18 protein-coding genes and 4 pseudogenes are annotated in these 21,892 nt (G+C 66.7%); 7 read left to right on the top strand and 15 right to left on the bottom strand.

Annotated elements, in window-relative coordinates; translation table 11 throughout:
* Positions 1 to 13 precede the first annotated feature (13 nt).
* The 7 genes from KIV56_RS14905 to KIV56_RS14875 form a co-directional block, all read right to left on the bottom strand.
* The gene (locus KIV56_RS14905; RefSeq protein ID WP_281534053.1) at positions 14 to 253 is read right to left on the bottom strand and encodes a hypothetical protein; all 240 of its coding nucleotides are present in this window, start codon (positions 251 to 253) and stop codon (positions 14 to 16) included.
* Positions 237 to 767 carry a hypothetical protein gene (locus KIV56_RS14900; RefSeq protein WP_281534052.1) on the bottom strand — a complete coding sequence of 177 codons (531 nt, stop codon included), beginning with the start codon at positions 765 to 767 and terminating at the stop codon, positions 237 to 239. Before KIV56_RS14900 ends, KIV56_RS14905 begins: the two co-directional genes overlap by 17 nt.
* A 235-nt stretch (positions 768 to 1,002) precedes the next feature.
* Positions 1,003 to 2,256, bottom strand: coding sequence for an acyltransferase family protein (locus KIV56_RS14895; RefSeq protein WP_281534051.1), 1,254 nt, complete (start codon positions 2,254 to 2,256; stop codon positions 1,003 to 1,005).
* A 179-nt stretch (positions 2,257 to 2,435) separates the two neighbouring features.
* Complete coding sequence (gene rfbA, locus KIV56_RS14890; protein WP_281534050.1) at positions 2,436 to 3,308, bottom strand: glucose-1-phosphate thymidylyltransferase RfbA; 873 nt, start codon at positions 3,306 to 3,308, stop codon at positions 2,436 to 2,438.
* Between the two features lie 2 nt (positions 3,309 to 3,310).
* Positions 3,311 to 3,919, bottom strand: coding sequence for a dTDP-4-dehydrorhamnose 3,5-epimerase family protein (locus KIV56_RS14885; protein WP_281534049.1), 609 nt, complete (start codon positions 3,917 to 3,919; stop codon positions 3,311 to 3,313).
* A gap of 47 nt (positions 3,920 to 3,966) precedes the next feature.
* Positions 3,967 to 5,748 (bottom strand): cell wall-binding repeat-containing protein, encoded by a 1,782-nt coding sequence (locus KIV56_RS14880; RefSeq protein WP_281534048.1) that lies wholly within the window; start codon positions 5,746 to 5,748, stop codon positions 3,967 to 3,969.
* A gap of 72 nt (positions 5,749 to 5,820) precedes the next feature.
* The gene (locus KIV56_RS14875; RefSeq protein ID WP_281534047.1) at positions 5,821 to 8,184 is read right to left on the bottom strand and encodes a cell wall-binding repeat-containing protein; all 2,364 of its coding nucleotides are present in this window, start codon (positions 8,182 to 8,184) and stop codon (positions 5,821 to 5,823) included.
* 117 nt (positions 8,185 to 8,301) lie between these two features.
* On the opposite strand from KIV56_RS14875, the pseudogene rfbB reads away from it, so the two are divergent.
* The 4 genes and pseudogenes from rfbB (at position 8,302) to KIV56_RS14855 (ending at position 11,090) form a co-directional block, all read left to right on the top strand.
* Positions 8,302 to 9,293, top strand: a pseudogene (rfbB, locus tag KIV56_RS14870) (dTDP-glucose 4,6-dehydratase).
* Positions 9,290 to 10,145, top strand: a pseudogene (gene rfbD, locus KIV56_RS14865) (dTDP-4-dehydrorhamnose reductase). The pseudogenes rfbB and rfbD overlap by 4 nt, the downstream one beginning before the upstream one ends.
* Complete coding sequence (locus tag KIV56_RS14860; RefSeq protein ID WP_281534046.1) at positions 10,142 to 10,789, top strand: glycosyltransferase; 648 nt, start codon at positions 10,142 to 10,144, stop codon at positions 10,787 to 10,789. Before rfbD ends, KIV56_RS14860 begins: the two are co-directional and overlap by 4 nt.
* On the top strand, positions 10,716 to 11,090 hold the full coding sequence (locus KIV56_RS14855) for a glycosyltransferase (RefSeq protein ID WP_281536175.1): 375 nt from the start codon (positions 10,716 to 10,718) through the stop codon (positions 11,088 to 11,090). Before KIV56_RS14860 ends, KIV56_RS14855 begins: the two co-directional genes overlap by 74 nt.
* Before the next feature lie 538 nt (positions 11,091 to 11,628).
* Here the strand turns inward: KIV56_RS14855 and KIV56_RS14850 are convergent.
* From KIV56_RS14850 to KIV56_RS14840, 3 genes and pseudogenes are all read right to left on the bottom strand, one after another.
* Positions 11,629 to 12,045, bottom strand: a pseudogene (locus tag KIV56_RS14850) (LCP family protein); the annotation flags it as partial.
* Positions 12,046 to 12,650: 605 nt separating this feature from the next.
* On the bottom strand, positions 12,651 to 13,118 hold the full coding sequence (gene purE, locus KIV56_RS14845; RefSeq protein ID WP_281536174.1) for a 5-(carboxyamino)imidazole ribonucleotide mutase: 468 nt from the start codon (positions 13,116 to 13,118) through the stop codon (positions 12,651 to 12,653).
* Positions 13,119 to 13,213: 95 nt separating this feature from the next.
* Positions 13,214 to 14,350, bottom strand: a pseudogene (locus tag KIV56_RS14840) (5-(carboxyamino)imidazole ribonucleotide synthase).
* A 122-nt stretch (positions 14,351 to 14,472) separates the two neighbouring features.
* Here KIV56_RS14840 and KIV56_RS14835 point away from each other — a divergent pair.
* Positions 14,473 to 14,997 (top strand): GtrA family protein, encoded by a 525-nt coding sequence (locus KIV56_RS14835; protein WP_281534045.1) that lies wholly within the window; start codon positions 14,473 to 14,475, stop codon positions 14,995 to 14,997.
* Here KIV56_RS14835 and KIV56_RS14830 read toward each other — a convergent pair.
* A complete protein-coding gene (locus tag KIV56_RS14830; protein ID WP_281534044.1) occupies positions 14,953 to 15,513 on the bottom strand; it encodes a PH domain-containing protein in 561 nt (186 codons plus the stop codon). The genes KIV56_RS14835 and KIV56_RS14830 overlap by 45 nt on opposite strands.
* Positions 15,514 to 15,520: 7 nt before the next feature.
* Positions 15,521 to 16,414 carry a biotin--[acetyl-CoA-carboxylase] ligase gene (locus KIV56_RS14825; RefSeq protein ID WP_281534043.1) on the bottom strand — a complete coding sequence of 298 codons (894 nt, stop codon included), beginning with the start codon at positions 16,412 to 16,414 and terminating at the stop codon, positions 15,521 to 15,523.
* A 259-nt stretch (positions 16,415 to 16,673) separates the two neighbouring features.
* Between KIV56_RS14825 and KIV56_RS14820 the strand changes: the two genes are divergently transcribed.
* Both KIV56_RS14820 and KIV56_RS14815 read left to right on the top strand, forming a co-directional pair.
* The gene (locus KIV56_RS14820; RefSeq protein WP_281536173.1) at positions 16,674 to 18,209 is read left to right on the top strand and encodes an acyl-CoA carboxylase subunit beta; all 1,536 of its coding nucleotides are present in this window, start codon (positions 16,674 to 16,676) and stop codon (positions 18,207 to 18,209) included.
* A gap of 9 nt (positions 18,210 to 18,218) precedes the next feature.
* Complete coding sequence (locus KIV56_RS14815; RefSeq protein ID WP_281534042.1) at positions 18,219 to 18,482, top strand: hypothetical protein; 264 nt, start codon at positions 18,219 to 18,221, stop codon at positions 18,480 to 18,482.
* Between the two features lie 284 nt (positions 18,483 to 18,766).
* On the opposite strand, the gene KIV56_RS14810 is transcribed toward KIV56_RS14815, so the two are convergent.
* Genes KIV56_RS14810 through KIV56_RS14800 form a run of 3 tightly spaced genes read right to left on the bottom strand, consistent with a single transcriptional unit; the run spans position 18,767 to position 21,754 of the window.
* Complete coding sequence (locus KIV56_RS14810; protein WP_281534041.1) at positions 18,767 to 19,807, bottom strand: hypothetical protein; 1,041 nt, start codon at positions 19,805 to 19,807, stop codon at positions 18,767 to 18,769.
* Entirely contained in the window at positions 19,807 to 21,123 is a 1,317-nt protein-coding gene (locus tag KIV56_RS14805) for a sensor histidine kinase (RefSeq protein ID WP_281534040.1), read from the bottom strand. Before KIV56_RS14805 ends, KIV56_RS14810 begins: the two co-directional genes overlap by 1 nt.
* Positions 21,110 to 21,754 (bottom strand): response regulator transcription factor, encoded by a 645-nt coding sequence (locus tag KIV56_RS14800; protein WP_281536172.1) that lies wholly within the window; start codon positions 21,752 to 21,754, stop codon positions 21,110 to 21,112. The genes KIV56_RS14805 and KIV56_RS14800 overlap by 14 nt, the downstream gene beginning before the upstream one ends.
* Positions 21,755 to 21,892 lie beyond the last annotated feature (138 nt).

The raw sequence follows: 21,892 nt of genomic DNA, 5'->3' as shown, positions 1-21,892 counted from the left end.
CCGCGGGTGTGGCTCAACCCGCTGCGGACTCCGCACGCACTGCGTCCTGACGGATGGCTTCGACGGCCGCCGGGCTGTAGATTCGCTCCACAGCGGCGTCGTTCCCACCGTTCCACACGTTCTGCAGGTACAGGCCGGCGGCCTGGCTCCCGGGAACATAAGGGAATGTGATCGACTGGCGGCCGATCTGACGGGTGGCCACGTTCTGCTCGACCGTGCAGACGTGCAGCCACAGATCATCGGCATCCGGCACGAGCGTACGGAATTCGTCGCCCTTGGCCCGGATCGCGTTGACGACCGGTAGCCGGAAACAGCTGGCCGGATACCGAGGTGCCCAGGTTGGAGATCCCGGCATGAGAGTCATTGCAGGGAGCCCACGTCTTGTACGGGCCGAGCGCGTCCCCGACGACGGGAATACGGTGGGCTCGGAAGCAGATCACATCGTTCGGGAAGAGCGCGTGTTCCGCCTGCAGCGCCGAAAGCCACTCCCGCGGATACAGCACGTCGTCGTCAGCCGTGACAAGAGGCATGACATGAACGTCCACAGACTTCACGTATGGATAGTACTTGGTGTGGACCTTGTACTTGTTCAGGTCCAGGATGACCTCGAGTCCCCGGCGCTCCAGGCGACGCAGGGATTGCGGCAGGGCCCGGAAGATCTCCTCGTCGTCGAGCCAGAGCAGCAGGCGTGCCGGGCGCGCACGGCCCCTGGCGATGGACTCCAGGGCGATGTACGCCCGTTCAATCCGGGCACCGTGGGTGGTCACTGTGACAACCGTCGTGCCGTTCGGATCGATCGCTGGGCGACGCGAGAGCCGATTCGCAAGTTGCAGATGGATGAGGTCGTTTCGAACCTGGCGATTGGCAGGGGCATCCGCGCTTCGGGTCTTCGGAGCAGGGAGCAATCCTCGCAAACGACGCAGCACAGCGGTGTTCACGCGGGAAAAAAGCGATGTGACGGGCATTAATACATCATGCCACCCTGGGGGAACCGGTTCAGTGTCACGGTCGTCGGCGCAACGGTACACCATGGTCGGCACTGGTGCCGTGTGCCCGAACCCTGCGGCGCGCTCGGGTTCCGACGAACCTCAACCGGGCATATGCGTACCAAACGGGCCAACCGCGTCCCGGCCCCCGATCCTTGAGCGCCATTGCCTGCTTTTCCACGCCGTGCCAGCTCAGCCAGGCGCACCCGAGCGTGATCACCAGACAGATCATTGCGTAGGGAAGGTATCCGAGCTTGTACCATCCGAGGCTGGCGATGATTTGTTCTACGAGGAAGCCATAGATATAGACCCCATAGGAGTAGTCGTTCTTCGATCCGACCCAGTGCAGTTGCCTGGGCAGTCGCGCGGCAACATAGAACACAAAATACGTCCCCGCGACGGTGCCGATCGTCAGGAACCCTCCATACCTGAGAGTGAGGACCAGGACGAGGCCAGAGAAGAGTCCCAGGCCGTTGCTGTAGATGACTCGTCGGGAGTAGACCGCGAGCGTTGCGCCGAGCAGGAACGTAAGGGTCAGTGAGACCCGGTACTGGTCGGCAAGAAAGGGCGCGATTGCGCCAGGACCGTCTGGATTGGTGATTCGGACGATCTGCACCACGAGCAGGAACAGGGCCGAGAGGGGGAAGACGAGCTTTGCCTTCTGCATGAGGCCGAACGCAACGGCTGCAGCGATCAGGAGATAACACTGCCACTCGTAGATAAGAGTCCAGATGGACCCGTTGAAGACGCTGCGGCCAGTGGCCAGGCCATACGGCGTCGAATCCCGCAGCTGATCGTAGATCCCCCAGGTACCGATGCTCAGGCCCCAGTTCGCATGGATGTAGTGGAATGGGTTCTGGGGGGCAAGTCCGAAGTAACCGCTCAGGTCGTGGCCCGACCCGATCCACAGGGCGGGTCCGGCGACGAATGCGGTCAAGAGAAGGACCACCCAGTACGCGGGAAAGATCCTCAGACACCGGCGCCAGAGGAACTGCACGACATCGGTCGCCAGTCCACTCTTGGCTATGAGGTATCCACTGATTGCGAAGAAGCCCGCCACTGCGAGACTGCCCAACGAAGCCTGGCCGTGCGTCTGGGTCAGTCCCGGGTCGCCGCCAAATCCACCCAGCGGGAATGCATGGTCAAAAATTACCAGGCACGCGAGGACCAGACGAATGAGACCAAGTGAGTTTCTGTGCCCGCCGAGAGCTTCAGCGATGGAGATCGGCGCCACGGCCCGTGCGCTCATGCCCGTCAACTTATTTTCCACAGCAGTCACGAGCTTCCCCCGGAAGAATCCACGATCACGTCCGAACCGACATGACTTGCGCACACTTCGGCCGTTTCGCTCAAAGCATGTTAAAGCTACACGTCATGGATCGAGCACGACGCCAGAGGCTCGGCGCGGCCCTTTTCGCCTCACAGGCAGCGTGCCGTGCAGCGATGGTCCTAGCTATTGTCCTGCCACACGAGAGTCTTCAGGTACGAGCCGTAGCCGCTTTTGATGAGGGGTGCGGCGAGTTTGGCGAGTTGCTTGTCGTCGATCCAGCCGGCGCGCCAGGCGATTTCCTCGATGCAGCCGACCTTGAAGCCTTGGCGGTCTTCGATCACGCGCACGTATTCGGAGGCCTGCATCATGGACTCGAACGTGCCCGTGTCCAGCCACGCCGTGCCGCGGTCGAGGACCTGCACGTGCAGGTCGCCCTGCTGCAGGTAGCGTTCGTTGACTGTGGAGATCTCAAGCTCCCCGCGCGCGGAGGGCTTGATGGTCTTCGCGATCTCGACGACGCGGTTGTCGTAGAAGTACAGGCCGGGCACCGCGTAGTTGCTCTTGGGGGTGACGGGCTTCTCCTCGATGGAGAGCGCCGTCATGGTCTCGTCGAACTCGACAACACCGTAGGCGTGCGGGTCGGACACGTGGTAGGCGAAGATGCGGGCACCCTCGAGGTTCGCGTTGCCCCGCAGCGCCGAGCCCAGGCCCGCACCGTGGAAGATGTTATCGCCCAGGACGAGGGCGACGGACTCATCGCCGATGAACTCTTCCCCGATGATGAAGGCCTGCGCGAGGCCGTCGGGGGATTCCTGCACGGCGTACTCGATGCGGATGCCGAGCTCGGACCCGTCGCCGAGGAGGGCACGGAACTGGTGGTTGTATTCCGGGGTCGTGATGATGAGGATTTCCTTGATCCCGGCCATCATCAGCGTCGACAAGGGGTAGTAGATCATCGGCTTGTCATAGATCGGCATCAACTGCTTGGAGATGGCCTTCGTGATCGGCCACAGGCGCGTGCCCGAACCGCCGGCGAGGATGATTCCGCGCATGCTTACTTTCCTTCGTTCAGGGCCGCGTAGAACGCTTTCGCGTCCGCCCACGTGGGCAGCAGGCCACTCGCGGCGGACTCGGCGAGCCCGGGAGCATCCGTGTCCTTCGGCGAGAGCAGGAGCTCGCCGGCCTCGGGCGGGAACACGAGGCCGATGTCGGCGTCGAGGGGGTTGATACCGTGCTCACGGCCCGGGTTGAACGGGGCGGTCACGAGATAGCTCACGGTGGCGTCATCGGTCAGCGCGACGAAGCAGTGGCCGAGGCCCTCGGCGATGTAGACCGCACGGCGGTCGGTGTCATCGAGCAGCACGCTGTCCCACTGGCCGAAGGTCGGCGACCCGACCCGGATGTCGATGATGTAGTCCAGGACCGCTCCGCGCACGGCGGTCACGTACTTGGCCTGGCTGGGCGGAATGTCCGCGAAGTGGATGCCGCGCACTGAACCACGCTTGGACACGCTCGTGTTCGCCTGCGCGATTTCCAAGCGATGCCCGATGGTTTCCTCAAGGCGATCGAAGCGATACCACTCGAGGAACACCCCCCGACTGTCACCGAACTGCTTCGGAGTGATTTCGTAGGAATCGGGGATAGAAAGCTCGCGGATCTGCACCTGTGCAGCCTACCAAACCGGGCGAAGGGGCGCCCATTCCCCGAACGCTATTGGCAGGAGACCAGCTGGGACACCTTGTTCGTCAGCGTTGTCGGACCACCTAACGGGTACACCGTTGCAACGTGCGTTGCAAGGATGCTCTCGACGGCGGGCGCCGGGACGCAGGCCGTCTGAGCCAGATAGAGAGCGTCATGCCCCGCCCCGGCCGCGGCGGCACCCGCTAAAGCGTCGGGGAACGAGAATCCGGTGGCCACGTAGACGCTGTCGCCCGTGCTGGGTGCGGACTTGTTGAGCTTGATGTTCGTGTCGAACCGGTCGGATCCGGAGATCGGAAGGATCGGGACCAGTGCTGCGAGACTCTGCGAGTACGAAGGGGAGATGGATGGCGGACCCCCGACCACCGTTGCCTTCGTCGCGTTGAGTGCGGTCAGGAGATCGGCCGTCGGCGTGTCAACCGCGTCAGCACTCCCGTTGACCAGGATCACGGGTGCACCGATCGCTCCGGCGACTGCGCCGGCGGAGAGCGCATCGGGAAAGTTCGCGCCGGAGGCGACGTAGACGACTTCGACCTTGGACGGGTTCAGATCGAGCAGCCGCGTATACGCGTCTTTGGCGATCTTGCGAGAGGTGTCGTAACGGTCGGTGCCATCCAATCTGGTGATCTGGCTTTGTATCGTGGCTAGTTGCGCGTAGACCGTCGCACCGATTGAGTCCGTCCCTCCGACGACGACGATTCTCTGCGGGGCCAGTCGCTTCACCTCGGCGAGGACGGAGTCGGGGAGCCGATCGGGAAGGGACAGCAGGAGCGGTCCGCCGAGGGCAGCCGCAGCCGGGGCAGCGCTCAGGGCATCCGGGAAGTTTGTGCCGGCCGCGAGGTAGACGACGGGGACTTTGACATTGACGCCTGGAAAGGACTTCAGCGAGATGGCCGCTGCCGTGTCGTACCGGTCTTGACCCGAAATCGCGTTCACGGTCGGAACGCTGCCACTCGTTGATGAGTCAAACCAGCCGTTGTAGACGCTCCAAAAGTTGCGGTTGCCGTACGCAGAGCAGGAATCCCCCTTCGCGAAGAAGTTCTCGGGGAGCAACGCCTCTGTGTTCGGCTGGTACGGCGTGTAGTTGTACAGTGCGGACGTTGCCTTATTCCAGATCGTCACCTTGGCCGAGCCGCAGGTGATATCCGGGTTGTACCTGATGGCCACGGTCGTGCCTGACCGGTAAGCAGTGCCCGACTCATAGCTCCTGAATCGGTGAGCCGCGCCGTACACCTGCTTGAAGAAGCCGGCGAATGCGACCTCGCAGTCAGACGTGTCCGAGCAGGAGAACCCGGTGGCCATGTCGAGCAACGATTGATTCGGATCGCTCCTGGTGACAAGCTGCTGCTCCTTCTGGAGCAGGGTGAGCAGCACCCTCTGGCTGATGCCGCAGGCCGCGCCGACCTTCGCGATCATGCTGGCGGCGAATTCGCTCGCGACCCCGGTGTAGGCGCTGCACCATGTGTCGGCGGGGATGTCGACCGTCGTCTGCCGGTACGACTTCAGGCAGAGCGTGCCCGTGCAGTCCACGCCCTGTGCGGTCAGGAATGACTGAACGGTCGGAGTCGTCATGGCCGACCCGTTGTAGAAGTTCGCGTCGCTGATGATATTGCCGGGATTGAAGTCCTTGGCATAGACGTCGTTCGTGTCCGGGGGCGTGCTCTTCACGATCGCCGACGCCGGCCCGGCGGGCTGCGCCGCGACGAGCCCAGCGACAATAACGAGGCAGGCCGTAACAGCGGCCAGGCTTCGGAGCAGCTTGTGCGGTAAACGACGTTGGCTCATGAATTTCATCCCCCAATGGAATCTCAACCGATAGCGTAACCAATCAGGCCAAAAAAGCTATGAATGGTGGACAATCAGCGGCTAGGGGATGAGCGCGTTCAGCTGGGCGACGACCGCGTCACCGACGGAGTCCTGACTGCCGAGCACCACGAATCTGGTCGGTTTCAACCGCAGTATCTCTTTCTGCACGGCGGCCGGAAGCCCGCCTGGCTGCACGAGCAGGATCGGCGCATTCTTGGACCCCGCGACCGGGGCCGCCGACAGGGCATCCGGGAAGTTGAAGCCATTCGCGATATAGACCACGGGGGCGCCGAGTGGGAAGTTCGCCGCAGAAATAGCGGCCGACGTCGCGAACCGGTCATCGCCGGACAAGCGCACGACGGGCGTGGCCGGGTCGGCGGTGTAGCCCTTCAGTTGCGCGACGACCGCATCACTGACCGAGTTCTGGCTGCCGAGCACCACGAAGCTCGTCGGATTCAGTCGATCAAGCTCTGCCTGGACCACGGCGGGGATGCTGTCGGCCGTCACGAGGAGGATCGGCGCTTTCGCGCTACCGGCGACCGGCGCAGCAGACAAGGCGTCCGGGAATTTCAACCCATTGGCGATATAGACCACCGGGGCTCCGAGCGGGAAGTTCGCCGCAGAAATCGCGGCCGACGTCGCGAACCGGTCATCGCCGAACAGTCGAACGACCGGCGCCGCCGGGTCGACAGCGAAAGCCTTGACTTGAGCGACGGCCGCATCACTGACCGAATTCTGGCTACCGAGCACCACGATCTTCTTCGGGTGCAGTCGAGCCAGCTCTGCCTGGACGACGTTCGGCACGCTATCGGCCGTCACAAGAAGGATCGGAGCGTTCGCGGCACCGGCGACAGGCGCCGCAGACAAGGCATCGGGGAAATTCAACCCGTTCGCGATGTAGACGACCGGCGCATCCGCGGCGAAGTTCGCCCTCGAGATCGCGGCCGATGTGGCGAATCGGTTGTCGCCGAACACCCGGTCGACTGAGCTCGCCGTGAGCGTGACGGAGACAGTGGCGGCGCCACCGGCGATGCTCTGCACCACCACCCGGATGCCGCCTGACCTGGTCGACAGGCTCTGCCCTGCGGTCAGGAAGAGCTTGTGCCCGGTATTGCTGGTCGAACTCGGACTCAACAACACGACGGAGGTGAAATCGCTCCGGGTCGTGAGGAGGCGCACCCCGTTGTCAACGCCCTCTGACGCAAGCAGTCCGCGAGTGTAGAGCGAGCCGGCGTCTGAGCCGGTGCCACCGCGGTAGTCGACGTAGTACACCTGCTGGGTGCGCGGGTCCGTGACCACGAGCGCCCGTCGGCCGGACACGGCCCCGGTGGTCACAATAGTCGCGGACGTCTCCTGGGTCCGCACCCCTGGGTCCAGGGTGATCGTCTGGGCTTCCCCGTCCGCGAGGGCATTGAGCCGGGACTTGTGGCTCGTGTTGAGGGCCGTCGGAGTGCCGTTGGCCTCGCCGTTGTACGAGTATGCGGCGCCCATCACGTCGTACGCGTCCTCATAGGGGAGGTCGGCGCATCCGTCGGTGAACGTTCCTGTCGACGTGTTGAGAAACCCTTCGGACAGGGAGGCATCGGGGCACACGGCGATGTTCGAGTGCTGGAGGCCGAGGTTGTGCCCGAACTCGTGAGCGACGATGTCGAGGTTGTTCACGCCGTTCATCGAGGCCATGATGACACCGCCATTGGCTGCGCTGACGGGCACCCCCGGTGCGCCGACGCTGCCGATACCTGCGCCACCGCACGCATCGGGGACGAGGACGAGCAGGTGATGCCCGGTGCCGGCCAGGTAGTAGCCGAAGTCAGGGTCGCCGTTGGGCAGCGAATGACCGAAGTTCAGGGCCGCCGTACCCCAGATGTACGTCATCGCGGGCTGGGAGTTTGCCGACACGAGGTCAGCGCAGGTCACCGCGGTCGAGTATCGCCCGAGGTGCGTCACCGTCAGGGAGGTGACCTGGTTGTTGCTCTGGGCCTTCCAATACGCTCCGGTCTTCGCGACCAGGTCTCGCGCCGCGCTGTCGCTGATGAACGTGTTGTAGACGGAGGACTTTTCAGTAGGAACGACCATTGCCACGTCGACCGTGTGATCGAGGGAGACGGTTCCCGCGGCGACCGTGACATCGGGCTGGTTCCGTGCGTCCGGGGCCGCGACGGGCGGAGAGCCGAGCAGTTCTGCGGGAGTGATCGTGTCGTTGTCGAGCGGAGCCGCCGTGGTCGCGGCGGACAGGGCACGCACGGGCGTTGCCGCGACGGCCGCGCCGGCCACCGGTTGCAGGATCGCCAGGCCGAGGACCAGGGCCGACGAGGCGGCAAGCCAGGGACGTCTTCTGACGACGGGAGAAAGTTTGGAGCGCAGCACAGCCATCGGAACTCGTTTCTGCTCGACGAGTTCGACTGGCGCCGCCCCCGAAGCCATGTAATCAGTGTTCGTGCCGTTTGGGAAGCACCCCAGCCGGGTGCCCCCACGTCCGGCGGACTCACGCCCGATAGGATGGTGCGGGCACTTTACGTTTACAGATAGGTCACAAAACATATGAAGATCCTCGTTACCGGCGGCGCTGGTTTCATCGGCTCGAACTTTGTTCGTCGCACCATCGAAGACGCGTACCCGGGTTTGGAGGGGGCCGAGGTTGTTGTTCTGGATGCGTTGACGTATTCGGGCAACCTGGCGAACCTCGCTCCGATCGCCGATTCGCCCCGGTATTCGTTCGTGCATGGCGACATCCGTGACGCGAAACTGCTCGACACGCTCTTCCCGTCCCTGGATGCCGTGGTGCACTTCGCGGCCGAGTCCCACGTGGACCGGTCGGTGCGGGACGCGTCGATCTTCGTCGAGACCAACGTTCTCGGCACCCAGCAGGCTCCTGGACGCGGCGCTCCGCCACAACCTGGCCCGGTTCGTGCACGTGTCCACGGACGAGGTCTACGGGTCGATCGCGGAGGGCTCCTGGAACGAGGAACGCGCCCTGGAACCCAACTCCCCGTATTCCGCCTCGAAGGCCGGCAGTGACCTCCTCGCCCGGTCCTACCACCGCACGCACGGCCTGAACGTGTCGATCACGCGCTGCTCGAACAACTACGGCCCGTACCACTTCCCCGAGAAGGTCATCCCGTTGTTCGTGACGAACCTGATCGATGACAAGCACGTCCCGCTGTATGGGGCGGGCAATAACATCCGCGACTGGTTGCACGTGGACGACCACACCCGCGCGATCGCGATGGTCCTCGTCGGCGGTCGCGCCGGAGAGATCTACAACATCGGCGGCGGCACTGAGCTGACCAACTTGGAGCCTGACCCAGCTGCTGCTGGACTCCACCGGCAAGGACTGGTCCTACGTGGACCGCGTCGCCGACCGCCTCGGCCACGACCTGCGCTACTCGGTGGACATCACCAAGATCCAGGCCGAACTCGGCTACGCCCCCCAGGTCCCGTTCGAGAAGGGCCTCGCCGACGTCGTGCAGTGGTACCGCGACAACCGTTCCTGGTGGGAACCCCTCAAGGCCCGCGCGGCACTGAGCTCATGACCCGCTACCTGATCACCGGCGCCGCCGGGATGCTCGGCCGCGACCTGCAGAAGGCTCTGGCCGGTCGGGACGTGACCGCCTTCGACCGTGGCGAATTGGACATCACCGATCAGGCCGCCGTCCAGGCCGCCGTCACCGGGTTCGATGTCGTGATCAATGCCGCCGCGTACACGAAGGTCGACGACGCCGAAACGAACGAGGACGCCGCCTACCTGCTGAACGCTGTCGGACCGCGGAACCTCGCCAGGGCCGCGCAGGCGTCCGGGGCGCGCCTCGTTCAGATCTCGACGGACTACGTCTTCGAAGGCAACGCCACCTCCCCGTATCAGGAGGATGCACCGGCCGCGCCGATCTCCGCGTATGGGCGGACTAAGGCCGCCGGCGAGGAATTCGTCCTGGCCGAGAACCCCGGCAAGACCTACATCGTGCGTACCGCGTGGCTCTACGGGAAGAACGGTCCCAACTTCCCCAAGACCATGCTGAAACTCGCCGCCACCCACGACACGCTGAACGTCGTCGAGGACCAGGTCGGCCAGCCCACCTGGACCGTCGACCTCGCGAACCAGATCGTCGCCCTCCTCGACGCCGAAGCCCCGGCCGGCATCTACCACGGCACCAGGCTCCGGTGTCACGAGCTGGTTCGGCTTCGCCCAGGCCGTGCTCGCCGCCAACGGCCTCGACCCCGCCCGGGTGCTCCCGACCGATGGTGCCTCCTTCGTGCGCCCCGCGCCCCGCCCGGCGTACTCCGTCCTCGGCCATGATGCCTGGGCCACCGCCGGACTCACCCCGATGCGCGACTGGCACGACGCGCTCACCGAGGCCGTGGCAGAAGGCGTCCTCGAGACCGAATGATCACACTGCGGGTTATCGTCGACCAGATGATCGCGCCGGTTCCCGGCGGGATCGGTCGATACACCGAGGAGCTGACCCGGGCGCTCATCGAGAGCGCCCCGCTCAACTGCGAGGTCGAGGGCATCGTCTCAGCGTCGGCGCCCGAGCAGTACGCGGTGATCGAGGCGGCCCTTCCCGGGCTCGCGGGACTCTACAAGACCGCACTCCCCCGCCGCGAGCTCGCCGCGGCCTGGCAGCTCGGGGTGACGACATCGCCTGGGCCCGGGATGATCCATGCGCCGGGCCTGATGGCGCCGCTGCGCCGTCACGACCGGGTGAACGATCACACGCAGGTCGCCGTGACCGTGCACGACGTGCTCGCGTGGACGCATCCCGAGGCGCTCACCCCGACGACCGTCGCCTGGACCAAGGCGCGAATGAAACGGGCTCGCAAGCACGCGGACGCGATCGTCGTGCCGAGCCACGCCGTCGCGGCGCAGCTTGCCGAGATCGTCGACCTTGGTGACCGGGTGCGCGTCATCGGCGGCGCCGTGGGCACGGCGTTCCGGCTGCCGTCCAACTCCTCGGCCACTGAGCCTGCTCGCCACGGCCCTCGACCTGCCGTCCGAGTACATCGTCACCGTCGGCACGCTCGAGCCGCGTAAGGGCGTCACGGCCCTCATCACCGCACTTGGTCTGCCCGGTGCTTCGGACCTGCCCCTGATCGTCGTGGGACCGGACACCTGGGGCGAAGTCGACCTCGGGTCCGTCGCCGAGGAAGCCGGGCTCACGCCCGGCCGAGTCCGCGCGATGCCCGGACTCACCGACGAGGAACTCGCCGTCGTGATCGCCCGGGCGAGCCTGCTGGTCTTCCCGAGCCTCGAAGAGGGCTTTGCACTGCCCGTGATCCAGGCCTTCCCACCTCGGCACCCCGGTTGTGCATTCCGACGCTCCCGCGTTGCTTGAGGCGGGCGGCGACGCCGGTCTTGTGGTCGAGCGCGAGGACGCCGCCGGCTACCCGGAACGCCTCGCTGCGGCCGTCGACCGGGTGCTCACCGACCGGGCCCTCGCCAAGCGGCTGCGCATCTACGGCGGCGACCGGGCGAAGGCCTTCAGCTGGCGCGATTCCGCCGAGCGGGTCTGGCAGCTGCACGCCGACCTGTAGGGCTACGGGGTGGGCGTCGCCGTTGCCGGAGTGAGGGCGGCCGAGATCAGGGACCTGATCACGTCGTAATCGGGATTCTCCGGGTCGACGTTGTTCGCCGGGGTCAGCTCGACCGTGTTGATCGGGTGCGTCTTCGACTTGGCGGCGAGGGTCACGAAGTACCCGAGCATGCTCTGCGGGATGTCGGTCTTCACGACCTGCGATCCGGCGGAGGCCACGGACTCGAACTTGGAGAGCACATTCGCGGGGCTGGCCTGGGCGAGGATCGCCTCCTGGAGCCTGGTGCTGGCGCTCCATGCGGTTGTAGTCGCTCGTGCCGTGTCGCGACCGGGCGTACCAGAGAGCGTGATAGCCGTCCATGTGCTGCATGCCCGGCTCGAACCAGAACAGCACGGTGGTGAAGGTGTCGTCCGTGTGCACCGGCACGCGTTCGGTCACGTTGATGTCGACCCCGCCGAGGGCGTCGATGAGCTCCGAGAAGCCCTGCATGTCGATGAGGCCGTAGTACTGGATCGTCAGCCCCGTGATGCCCTCCGCCGCGTCCCGCATCCCCTCGATGCCGGGCTCACTGCCGGCGTCGATGGCCTTCGGGTACATCTCGGGGCTTTTCAGCTCGACCTCGGTGTAGATCGAGTTGAGCATGCAGGCGTCGACCTCGCATCCGTCGACGGCGCCGTAGCCGGTGGGGTACAGCTTCGCGAGCGGGGAACCCGCCACGAACGGTACGTCCTCGAGGTTGCGGGGCAGGCCGATCATGGTGACCTGGCCCGTGGTGGCGTCGATGCTCGCCACGGTGATGCTGTCCGGGCGGAGACCGTCTCGGTCTGCACCGGCGTCACCGCCGAGAAGCATGATGTTGTAGCGCCCATCGACCGGGGGGACCGTCGGCCCGGCCACGAAGACCGAGGACAGGAAGTCGCTTGCCGTCGCCGCGACGTAGGCGCCGTAGCCGGCCGTTCCGGCGATGACGACCATGAGCACGGTCGCGAAGCCGGCGATGAGGGGGCGGGCACCAGGGCCCGCCTTGACGAGGCGCACAAGCCGCAGGGTGTCGAGGGTCAGCACGACCCAGACGATGCCGTAGAACACCAACACCGCCGCGGCGACCCACAACCCGATCGAGTTGGTGAACGCCGTGAGCACGACCTCAGGCCAGAACAGGTAAGCGACCCCGACGACGACGACGAGGGCGATGAGGGTGAACGTGCAGCGCAGGCCGAACCGGCCGAGTCGGCGGCTTCCGGCGAGCACTTGCGCTGACCCGGGCAGGATGACGTTCAGCAGGACGAGCCACCAGGCCCGTTTGGTCATCACACGGGCGGACCCGGCTTCCGGGTTCCTGATCGGGTTGGTGGCGATGCTCATAGCTTGGCTTGGAGATCCGAATTCTTCTGTTCGACCTGCGCGGCGAGGGCCGCGGCGAAGGCGACGAGCTTGTCGTGCAGCACCGTGTCGGAGAGGGCCAGGATTTTCACGGCGATAAGCGCGGCGTTTCGGGCCCCGCCGATGGAGACGGTCGCGACGGGAACTCCGGCCGGCATCTGCACGATCGAGAGCAGGGAGTCGAGGCCGTCGAGCCTGCTCAGTGGAACGGGAACGCCGACGACGGGAAGCGCGGTGACGGCGGCGAGCATACCGGGCAGATGCGCTGCACCGCCGGCGCCGGCGATGATGACCTTGAGGCCGCGCCCGTGGGCGTCCTCGCCATAGGCGATCATCTTCTGGGGCGTGCGGTGCGCGGAGACGACCTGGACTTCGTAGTCGACCCCGAAGTCGCGCAAGAGCTGCGCGGCGTCGCTCATGACCGGCCAGTCGGAATCGGAGCCCATGACGACGCCGACGAGCGGCGCCGGGGGCGTTTCTCGGTTCTCCGACAGCGGGGTGGTTGCTCTGGGGTTCTCGGGCACGCAGTCGATCTTAGGTGTCAGTCCTGAAAGAAAGCCGCAGTGGCACGCGCTTCATAGGCGACGTCGTCCAGATCCGCACCTCCCACGGTGACGTGCCCGACCTTGCGGCCGGGACGTGGGTCCTTCCCATAGTTGTGCACCTTGGCCGACGGATGCGCGGCGAAAGCGGCCGGGTAGCGATCGAAAAGAGTGCCGCGCAGGGGGCCGCCGAGGATATTCACCATCACCGACCACTCGTCGCGCGGCGTCGTCGCACCGAGCGGGAGGTCGAGAACGGCGCGAAGGTGCTGTTCGAACTGGCTTGTGGTCGATCCTTCGATCGACCAGTGACCGCTGTTGTGCGGGCGCATGGCCAGCTCGTTGATCAGGAGGCGCTCATCCGTCGTCTCGAAGAGTTCGACGGCCATCACGCCGCACACGCCGATGCCCTCGGCGACTCGCGTGGCGATGTCGGCGGCGACCGCGGCGAGGCGTCCGCTCGACAGGGGGCAGGGGCGATCACCTCGGCACAGACACCGTCCCGCTGCACGGTCTCGACGACCGGCCACACGGCGACCTGGCCGGACGGGCGCCTCGCCACGAGCTGGGCGAGCTCCCGGGTGTACGGAACGTGCTCCTCGACGAGCAGGGCGCCGCCGTTGGCGTCCTCGGCGAGGGCGGTGAACCAGTCGTCGACCTCGTGCTTGTGCGTGACCACCCGGACGCCCTTGCCGTCGTAGCCGCCGCGCGGCGTCTTGACCACGGCGCGGCCACCGTGTTCGGCGATGAAGACGGCGAGCTCCGACGCGTTCTCGACCGCCGCCCAGTCGGGGACCGGCAGGCCGAGCTCGCCGAGGCGGCGGCGCATTTCGATCTTGTCCTGGGCGAAGACGAGGGCCTCCGGTCCCGGACGCACGGTGACCCCGCGGGCGACGAGTTCACGGAGCACGGCCTGGGGGACGTGCTCGTGGTCGAAGGTGATCACGTCAACGGTCTCGGCGAAGGCGAGAACCGTGTCGAAGTCGCGATAGTCCCCCCACCGCGACCGCGGCCAGGCCCGCCGACATGCCGTCGGCCTCGGCGAGAACGCGCAGGTCGATTCCGAGGTTCACCGCTGCGGGGATCAGCATCCTGGCCAGTTGGCCGCCCCCGATTACGCCGACTGTCGTGCTCATTTCGTCACCGATTTCTGTGCGACCGTTCATTTTCGGACGCACCAATTTTCAGTCTGAAGCGGCAGCTGCGCCGTAGACTCGTGGATTGTTGTTCTATCTTCGCCCATAGACCGGATGGATGTATGCCGATTACCTCGGGAAAATCAGCACGGCTCGTCGCCCTCGCGATCCAGATCGCGAGCTTCGGCGCCGTGGGACTCGTCGGCTTCGCCGTCGACTTCTCGGTGTTCAATCTGCTCCGCACCACGGTCTTCGATCCGCACCTGGTTCACGCCGGGCCGATCTATGCCAAGGTCGTCTCGACCATCCTCGCCATCGCGGTGAACTGGATCGGCAACCGCTACTGGACCTTCGGCAAGAGCCGCCAGTCGCAGACCCTGCGCGAAGGTATCGAATTCTTCGGCGTCAGCCTCGTTGGCATGGGCATCGGACTCGCCTGCCTGTGGGTGAGCCACTACGTGCTCGGCCACACGAGCGTCGTCGCCGACAACATCTCCTCGAACGTGGTCGGCCTCATTCTCGGTGCGATCTTCCGCTTCGTGCTCTACCGTTACTGGGTCTTCGCACCGCACCGTCGCGTTGCCGCTCCGGTGACGGCGAGCCTAGCGACCATTCCAGATGGTCGTCTGGTCGGCAGCGAACGCTGATTCCTCGCGCCGCCGCGAATCGAATCCGGTCTGCGACTGTTCGATGAGGTCGTGCAGCACGCGCTGCACTAGACCCGCATTGGGCACGTCCTTCAGCACGAGCGGCCGTTCTGAGCCGGAGGCGATGATCACATCGCCGGAACCGCTCAGGGCCTGCAGCCAGGTCGTCCGCACCCGCACGTCGTAGCCTCGGCTGTGCAGCAGTTCCTGGCGGGTGCGCACGAAGAAGCCGCGCCGGAAGATGATGCGCCGGGTCGTGATCGTGTACCGCCGGTTCAGCCAGGAGGCCAGCGGAAGCAGCCAGAGCATCACGACGACAGCGGCGGCGACCCAGAGCAGGGCACTGTCCTGCCACGGCTCCGCGAGGTTGCCGTAGAAGTACCCGGTTGCCGTGCAGGTGCCGAGCAGCGCGAGGGTCGGCCAGAACAACACCCGACCGTGCGGGCGCAGCGCGGCCACGACCCGTTCGGCCGGGGCCGCCGGATCTGCCGGGCCCGTCCCCCTGTTGTTCGTCATCTCCCTATTAATACCTCAGGTGGGTCACATCGCCCGCAGCGACGGCCTGCGGCTCGCCGGTGGCCTGGTCCTCCACGATCAGCCGGCCGGACTCGTCGAGCGCGATCGCGACTCCGACGAGGTCGGCGCCGCCGGGCAATTGGACCCGCACCTTCGAGCCGAGCGTGCCGCACAGGCCCGTGACGGTGGCCTGGAGTCCGCTCGCGACCGGGTCCCCGTCCGCTGCGAGGAACGCAACGGTAAGACGGGCGAGTTCGGTCAGGTAGCGGGCGAGTACGGCATCCGCTTCGGGGGCTCGGCCGGTCACGAGGAGCAGCGAGGTCGAGGTGAGCGTGGGCAGGTCGTGTTCGTCGAGGGAGAGGTTGAGCCCGGCGCCGATCACGAGACCGTGGGCGTCTGGCAGAAGCTCAGAGAGGATGCCGGACACCTTGTAGCCGTCGATCAGCACGTCGTTGGGCCACTTGAGGGTGACCTCGTGAGCGGGGTGCTCTCCATCGTCGGGGGCCGCGACAGCGGTACCGGCTGCGGAGGCTGTCTCGAGGAGGCTGGCCTCGACCTCCGCGCGGACGGCGATGGTCATTGCGGCGCCGGCGAGGAGCGGGAACCAGCCGAAGCGGTCCACCGGGAGCGGGGCGCCCTGGCGCGTGCTCACTCCGACGCCGGCTCCGACGAGCGGGCGCAGCAGCACGGAGATCGCGAGCGACTTGCCGGTGGGGGCAAGCCAGGTGCGGCCGAGCCGGCCCCGGCCGCGGGTCTGGTTGTCGGTGACGACGGTCGACAGGTGCGGCCAGCCGGCGGCATCCGTGCCCGTCGCGTGGCCGACGAGCACGTCGTTCGTGGACCCGGCCTCGTCAAGGTACTCGAATCGGGTCACCGCCTCGCGGCTGAGTGGAAACTGCATCTGCCCTACTTCCGCTGCATAACTCCTGCAATTCTCCCGGAAGATGCCCCCGATGCCACATTTTGAACCGAATTTGCGGAATCTGCAGGAGTTATGCCCACCCGGGGAAGAGAACGGCCAGCGATCGGGCCGGGTTTTGTAGGGTTTCGTCAACGGTCCGGGCCGAGGGCTGGCCGGTAGAGTGAACGGCGTGAGTGACAATTCGCCCGTTACGGGACCAGATCTGTACACGACGGCTGGAAAGCTCGCCGACCTCAAGATGCGCTATCACGAAGCCGTGACCGCGAGCGGTGAGGCGGCGATCGAAAAACAGCACGCCAAGGGCAAAATGACCGCGCGCGAGCGCATCGAGCTTCTGCTCGACCAGGGCTCGTTCGTCGAGCTCGACGAGTTCGTGCGGCACCGCACCCACGGCTTCGGCATGGAGAACAAGCGGCCGTACGGCGACGCGGTCGTCACCGGCACCGGCACGATCCACGGGCGCCAGGTCGCCGTCTATTCGCAGGACTTCACCATCTTCGGCGGATCGCTCGGCGAGGTGGCCGGCGACAAGATCATCAAGGTGATGGACCTCGCCCTCAAGACGGGCGTGCCGATCATCGGCATCCTCGACTCCGGTGGAGCGCGCATCCAGGAGGGTGTCGTCGCCCTCGGCAAGTACGGCGAGATCTTCCGTCGCAATACCGCGGCCTCCGGCGTCATCCCGCAGATCTCGATCATCTGCGGCCCGGCCGCCGGTGGAGCGGTCTACTCCCCCGCGCTCACCGACTTCGTGATCATGGTCGACAAGATCAGCCAGATGTTCGTCACCGGCCCCGACGTGATCAAGACCGTCACGGGCGAGGACGTCGGCATGGAGGAGCTCGGCGGGGCCCTCACCCACAACAAGATCTCCGGTGTCGCGCACTACCTCGCGAGCGACGAGGCGGACGCGCTCGACTACGCGCGCACCCTGCTCGGCTTCCTGCCGGACAACAACCTCGCCGAGCTTCCGACGTTCGACAGCGACGTCGAGTTCGAGACGACGGACGCCGATCGCACCCTCAACACGATCATCCCGGACTCGCCGAACCAGCCGTACGACGTCAAGACCGTGATCGAGCACATCGTCGACCGCGGCGACTTCCTCGAGACGCAGCCGCTCTTCGCCCCGAACATCGTCGTCGGCTTCGCCCGCGTCGAGGGCCGTTCGGTCGGCATCGTCGCCAACCAGCCCAACGCGATGGCCGGAACCCTCAACATCCAGGCCGGCGAGAAGGCCGCCCGCTTCGTGAGGTTCTGCGACGCGTTCTCGATCCCGATCCTCACCCTCGTCGACGTGCCCGGGTTCCTGCCCGGCACCGACCAGGAGTGGACGGGCATCATCCGTCGCGGCGCGAAGCTGCTCTACGCCTACGCCGAAGCGACGGTTCCGCTCGTCACGGTCATCCTGCGCAAGGCATACGGCGGAGCGTACATCGTGATGGGCTCCAAGCAGCTCGGCGCCGACATCAACCTGGCCTGGCCGACCGCCGAGATCGCCGTGATGGGCGGCCAGGGCGCCGTGAACATCCTCTACCGCACCGAGATCAAGAAGGCCGAAGCCGCGGAGGAGGACGTCAACGCCGTGCGCACCCGCCTCGCCAACGAATACACCTACAACGTCGCGAGCCCGTTCCTGGCCGCCGAACGCGGGGAGCTGGACGGGATCATCGAGCCGGCCGCCACCCGCGTCGCGATCACCAAGGCGCTGCGGGCCCTGCGCACCAAGCGTTCGAGCCTTCCGCCCAAGAAGCACGGCAACATCCCGCTGTAGGGAGCGACCATGGCAGACGAACAGAACACCGGGCAGGACGCACCGGAGGACACCCCCGCAGATGCTCCCCTGCACCTGCGCTTCCTGACCCGCGGCATCAGCCCGGTCGAGGCAGCCGCCGTGTCCGCCGTGCTGCACGGCCTGCTCCGCGAGGAGACCGGCAGCCTGCACAAGAAGCCGACGGGCGCACGCAGCGGCTGGCAGGCCGGCCAGCGGGCCATCCGGCCGCCCTTCGTCTCCGGGCAGAGCAGCTGGGCCGAGTTCCGGGCGTGAGCCGCCCGGCCCCGAGCGGGTCCCCCCTAAATGCCGACTTTTGGATTGACCACGGCTCGGTCACTATAGATATTGCTAGGTGTCGCTCACTGAGTTACACAACCAGAACTCGTCGACTAGGGTAAGCAGGCGAATTCTGGGGGCACGTCAGGGTGACATTCGGGTTGTCGCCCTGGCACAACGTAAAAAAGGGGACCAACCTTCGGGTTGGTCCCCTTTTTTTGCGTCCCGGCCGGCTCGTCCCCGGCACGAACTCAGGCGCTACGGTCTCCGGCGCTACGCTCTCAGACGATCTGGGCGGATGCGGAGGCAGGGGCCCTGGGGATCTCGAGCCACAGGTCGACCTCGGGCTCCGGCGAGTCCTGTCCCAGGGCACTGAGCCGGGCATCCGCGCTGCTGAGGCCGACCACGGTCACGGCCGTCGCCGACCCTTCACCCGCCGTGCGGGCGATGATCGTGTCTGCCGTCGATTCGCCGATCGCGGCGGCGAGCTGGTCGAGGATGGCCCCGAGCTCGACACCGTCGAGATCGTCGATCGTGCCCTCGTCGAGCAGCGTCACGATGGCGCCCCGGCGCCTGGCCGCCATCACCTGGTCGCGTACGGCATCGTTGAGCAGCTTGCGGCCACGGATCTCATCGCGCACGGCGGCTTCGAGGTAGCGGCACTCCTGGCGGTCCTCCGCGTCGAGTTCCCCGTGCTTGTCGATGATGTGGCGAAGCATGGGGGCCGCGAGGCGGAGCGTCTGCGCGAGGCGAACCTGGCGTTCGAACAGGTGCGCCTCCTGGGCCGCCTGCCACTCCGTCGCCTCCCGCTCGGCGAGCGCGTACTGGCGGGAGTCACGGCCCGCCTTGGCGAGGGCGCGGGCGAGGAGGACGGCGACCGTCACCCAGACGACGCTCCCGATCACGCCCATGTCGAGAAGCTGGGCCGGGCCCGCCCAGAGGATCGTGTGCACGACGAGGGCTCCGACTCCGACCCAGGCGAGCGCCGTGCGGCGGCGCGTCGCCGTGATCGTCATGAGCGTGCCGACGGCGGCGACGTACCAGGTCGCGTAGCCGTTCCTGGCGGAGCCGTCGAGCTGGCTGCCGACGAGCAGCGGGATCACGACGCAGACGGCGACGTTGAAGAAGGCGAGCGCGAGGTTCATCCGCATCGGGCTCGACGGCCAGAGGCTCAGGAGGGTCGCGATCGCATAGAGGGCGAGCGCGAAGATCGCCGGCCCCGGGGTGCGCGGCAGGTCGAGCGAGTAGATGCCGAGCACGATGTGGTACGCCGAGAACAGACCGGCGAGGAACAGGACGAGCCCGCGGGGAACGGTGATCATCAGGGGTTCACCCCGCCGTCCTTCGGCCACTCGATGGTGATCGTGGTGCCCTGCCCCGGCGTTGAGCACACCGTGACGAACCCGCCGACGCTCTGCACCCGCTCCGCGATCGAGATGCGCAGGCCGAGACGCTCGCTCGGGACCAGAGCGGGGTCGAAACCGACGCCGGTATCGGAGATCTCGATGGTGCATCCGCCCTGGCTGTTCGCACTCATCGTGAGCAGGCGCTCGGGATCGGGCGTGCCGAGGCCTGCCCAGGCGTGCTGCACACTGTTGGCCATCGCCTGGACGGAGGCCGCGAGAATCGCGTCGGAGACGTGCGCGGGCACGGCGAGCCGGGGAATCGAACACTCCACGATCGTGAACGGACGCGCGAGCCGGGAGGCCGCGAGGCGGATCAGCCCGGCGAGCTCCGAAAAGGACACCGTGCTGTCGTCGACCGCCGGGGTGCTCGCGGCGTCGGTGAGGCGCTTGAGGGCGTCCGTCGCCATCCCTGAGGCGAGCTGCGCGGCCTTCGGGCTCCCGGCGGCCGCCGCGGCGAGGAAGGTCGCGAGCACACTGTCGTGCACGATCGAGTCCACCTGCACGCGCTCGACCTCGGTGGCGTGCTGGCGCACCGCAGTCGCGTACTTGTTGAGCGCATTCGTCTGCGCGGCGTCGACGGAGCCGGCCGTCTGCCGCAGCATGAAGATCATGATCAGGAGGACCTGGCCGAGGAGCGTCGCGTAGACGGCGTCGAGGGAGGCCAGGAGAGCATCCGCGTCGCCGCCTGAGGGCAGCGAACGCACGATCCCGTAGGCGAGAGGGGCGGCGAAGGTGTACGCGCACGCCCAGCCGAGCGGGAACGAGATGGCCGCACACGAGGTTGCGACCGTGCAGACGTACCAGAGCCAGGGCTTCCCATCGAGGATGGCTCCCGGGTCCCGCATCAGGAACGGCCAGCCGATCAGGGCGGCGAGATAGACGACGGCGACGGCTCCGGTCGTGATCCGCACCCCGACCTTGGTGATCGAGGCCACCACGACGGCGGCGACCGCGAGGGCAAGGGCGACCGGCATCGCGACGCCCATGACCGGCAGCCGTAACGGGATCTGCTGCAGCATCGCAGGCAGGGCCTGCAGGGAGAAGACGACGGCGACCCCGGCGACAGACCGGGAGATGACGACCTCGATCCGGGACCGGCTGATCGGGTTGCGGGGCTGGCGGATGCCGGGCGCCCGGATGTCCTCCGCCGCGGGGGGTGCGAGTTCCAGGCGGTCGGGAGTCAACCGTGTCGAGAGCGGCGGGATCGTGCCCGCTGCCTCAGCCGCGGCCATCTCCGCCATCCGGGTCCAGCCCCGGGAGGATTCCGTCTTCGACGGCCCGGCGCAGCAGGTCGACCTTCGTCGGCGCCGGCCGGCCGACCTCGACGTACTTCACGCGGATTCGGTCGAGGTACTCGCGCGCGGTCGAGTGCGCGATGCCGAGCTGCATGGCGACCATCTTGAGCGGCAGGCCGGAGGCGTAGAGGTGCAGCACGTCCCGTTCCCTGCGGCCGAGCTGGGCCTTGGAGAAGTCGCGGTCCGCGTCGATCGCGGTCGCCCATTCGAGGTTGTTGAGCACGTCGCCGCGGGCGACGGACGCCACGGCGGCCATCACGGTCGTCGTGGGCGATGACTTCGGGATGACGCCGGCGGCGCCGGCGGCGAGGGCCTCACGGACGAGGGCGACCCGGTCGGCGATGCTGTGCACGAGCACCGAGGCGCCCGTGCTCTGGGCGAGGTGCACGTTGTCGGTGACGAGGGAGCCGTCACCGAGGGAGAGGTCGAGCACGATCACGTCGCAGGGGCGCCCGCCGATCGCATCGACGAGCCCCTTCACGGTCGCCGCGGTCGCGACGACCACGTAGCCGACGTTCTCGCAGGCCGCCTGGATGCCGAGGCGCACGGATTCGTGATCGTCGGCGATTCCGACCCGGACGGGGTGATCAAGCGGCGTGCGCGCTTCGGTCGCGTGCGTCGGGCCCGGGTTCGTACCGACCGGAGCGGCCGGAGCGCCTGCCGTGGTCGTCGGTGAGGTCGCGGGCGTTGTCGGGTGCGTCACTTT

This window comes from Cryobacterium breve, from assembly GCF_027594785.1.
GTDB classification, from domain to species: Bacteria; Actinomycetota; Actinomycetes; order Actinomycetales; family Microbacteriaceae; genus Cryobacterium; species Cryobacterium breve_A.
Note: the sequence above shows the minus strand (reverse complement) of the source record. Positions and strands in the feature narration are given on the sequence as shown.